General features: G+C 75.0%; 4 protein-coding genes. 3 read left to right on the top strand and 1 reads right to left on the bottom strand.

Annotated features, from left to right (window positions below):
• Positions 1-200: 200 nt before the first annotated feature.
• Positions 201-602 (bottom strand): four-helix bundle copper-binding protein, encoded by a 402-nt coding sequence (locus AOK18_RS26750; RefSeq protein WP_420865645.1) that lies wholly within the window; start codon positions 600-602, stop codon positions 201-203.
• A gap of 109 nt (positions 603-711) precedes the next feature.
• On the opposite strand from AOK18_RS26750, the gene AOK18_RS26745 reads away from it, so the two are divergent.
• The 3 genes from AOK18_RS26745 (at position 712) to AOK18_RS33130 (ending at position 2,029) form a co-directional block, all read left to right on the top strand.
• Positions 712-1,119: a DUF6479 family protein gene (locus AOK18_RS26745; RefSeq protein ID WP_338119141.1), complete on the top strand. Its 408-nt coding sequence runs from the start codon at positions 712-714 to the stop codon at positions 1,117-1,119.
• A gap of 221 nt (positions 1,120-1,340) precedes the next feature.
• Positions 1,341-1,847: a SigE family RNA polymerase sigma factor gene (locus AOK18_RS26740; protein WP_055695998.1), complete on the top strand. Its 507-nt coding sequence runs from the start codon at positions 1,341-1,343 to the stop codon at positions 1,845-1,847.
• Between the two features lie 11 nt (positions 1,848-1,858).
• Positions 1,859-2,029 carry a hypothetical protein gene (locus AOK18_RS33130; RefSeq protein WP_157865219.1) on the top strand — a complete coding sequence of 57 codons (171 nt, stop codon included), beginning with the start codon at positions 1,859-1,861 and terminating at the stop codon, positions 2,027-2,029.
• The last annotated feature ends 100 nt before the right edge of the window (positions 2,030-2,129 follow it).

Below are 2,129 nucleotides of genomic sequence, written 5' to 3'. Positions count from 1 at the left end.
GCCGGTACCGGCCGTGGAGCAGCCTGCCGTCCCCCATCTTCCACCCCCGTCAGTGGTCGACGCGCCCTCCCCTGGCCCGTCCAGTATGGCGATGGGCCACCCGGTTCTGTACGGTGCCGCGTCCGCTCCGCGGGTCCTCGGGCCCACGGGCGGGCGCCCTGCCGGTACGGCGTGCCGCAGGGGTCAGGGTGTCGCGGGGGTCAGGGTGCCGAGGGGGTCAGGGTGCCGAGGAAGTCCGTGCAGGCCCGCGCGCAGGCCCGGCACACCTCGGCCGTGCGCTCCGCGCCGGGGTGCCCGTCGAAGGCGTGCGCGGCCTCGACGCACACCTGCCGGCACCACTCCACCTGGGCCCGGACGGCCTCCTCGTCCGTCTGGTTCTCCTCGGACAGCACGCGGCTGGTCGCGTCGCACACCTCGGCGCAGATGACGCCCTTGCGCCGTACGAGTTCCTGCGGTGTGCCGTCGCCGGGGTTCACCAGGCTCGCCCGCACCGCGCAGGCCCGTGAGCACTCCGCGCACGCCTGCGCGCAGGCGAACCGGTCCTCGAGATACCGGTACAGCTCCTGCTGGGACACCTGGGGCACCGGGGATGGCGTCGTCACACCGGGCGGGTAGCCCCGGCCGCGGGCGCTCAAACCACGGACGGCCGCACCGGGGACGGCCGTGCCCGCCCGGCCCGATACATCGGGCCGTCGGGGGTACCCGCACACCATGTCGAACCTTGTGATGAACGCCCTGACGCACGTCTCGCCGAACGCCTCACCGGACGTCCCGGCGGACTCCTCCTGGACCGGAGCGGCCGATCTCGCCGCCGGCCGCGGCGCCGTCGGCATCGGGCTCGCCGTGGTGGCCCTGCTGGTGGTGGGCCTGCTGATCGGCCTGTTCGCATCGGGCAGCCGCCGGGTTCGGCGCGGCGACTCCCCCAGGCCGCGTCCCGAGGAGCAGCCGCGCAGGCCCGAGGGCGGTCCGGTCCATGAGGTCCGCGAACGCCGGGAGCCCGACGAGATGCCCCGCGACGGTGAGCGCCTGGGTCCGCACGACCTGCACGGCGGCAGCTCCGGCAGCCGGACCGGCACCTCGCAGGAGCGTCCGCGCTGGGACGGGAAGGGCCGTATCTAGGACCTTGACGACGTTTGCCGTCCGCCCCGCCTGAGGGCGGGACGGCGGGCCGCGCCCCGGGGCGGGCCACGAGTTCACCGGTCGGATCACACGACCGCGGAACCGTGGCCCGCCCCTTCGTCTGCGCGAAGTGAGGCGGATCACAAGGGCCGGGTGCAGCGTGGGGCGGGGTCCAGCGTCTTTGTCCGGGTGCAGGGGATTGAACGGACGGGACGGTGGGGATGGAGCGGTTTCGGGCAGACGGCTTCGACGAGTTCGCGGCTGCCCGCTGGGGGGCGCTGCTCCATGTCGCGCGTCTGCTCACCGGCGGTGACCGGCAGCGTGCCGAGGACCTGGTGCAGGAGGCCCTGGTGAAGCTGTGGTTCGCCTGGCCGAAGGTCGCCGAGCAGGCGCCGGACGCGTACGTCCGTCGGATACTCGTGCGGCTGGCGGCCCGTTCCGCCCGGCGTCGCTGGTGGGGCGAGCGTCCGGTGGAGCAGTTGCCCGACCGGCCCGAACCGGGCGACGTGTCGTCGACCGTGGCGGAACGCTCGCGGCTGGAGGCCGCCCTGGCCCTGCTGCCGCCCCGGCAGCGGGCCGCGGTGGTGCTGCGCTACTGCGAGGACCTGCCCGAGGCCCAGGTGGCGCAGGTTCTCGGCTGCCCGGTGGGCACCGCCCGGTCCCATGCGTCGCGGGGCGTGGCGCGACTGCGGCAGATCCTGTCCGACGCCGTCAGACCCGTGGGGTGAAGGGAGAACCGATGGACGACTTCGAGCGGGAACTGACGCACATGATGCGCGGCGCCCGGCAGCAGACCCCCTTCGATTCCGAGCAGCGGAAGCGGCTGTACCGGGGCATCCGGGCCCGTCACCGGTCCCGGACGCTGTGGCGGGCGGGCGGCGTCGGACTGGTCGCGGGCAGCGGACGGTGATCGGCGGGTGGCTGTGAGCCCGAGCCGAGGCCGGGCAGCAGGGCGAGCCCGGCGCTGAGCCCGGCCACCGCCAGGGCGGAGCCGCCCGCCCGCCACAGCG

Origin of the sequence: Streptomyces prasinopilosus (assembly GCF_001419695.1) — a bacterium.
Taxonomy (GTDB): Bacteria; Actinomycetota; Actinomycetes; order Streptomycetales; family Streptomycetaceae; genus Streptomyces; species Streptomyces prasinopilosus.
This window is presented reverse-complemented; position numbering and strand designations above follow the sequence as displayed.

Bases quoted from the DNA above. Each gene is read 5' to 3' on its own strand.
- AOK18_RS33130 (WP_157865219.1), top strand. From the start codon at position 1,859: ATGGACGACTTCGAGCGGGAACTGACGCACATGATGCGCGGCGCCCGG.
- AOK18_RS26740 (WP_055695998.1), top strand. From the start codon at position 1,341: ATGGAGCGGTTTCGGGCAGACGGCTTCGACGAGTTCGCGGCTGCCCGC.
- AOK18_RS26745 (WP_338119141.1), top strand. From the start codon at position 712: ATGTCGAACCTTGTGATGAACGCCCTGACGCACGTCTCGCCGAACGCC.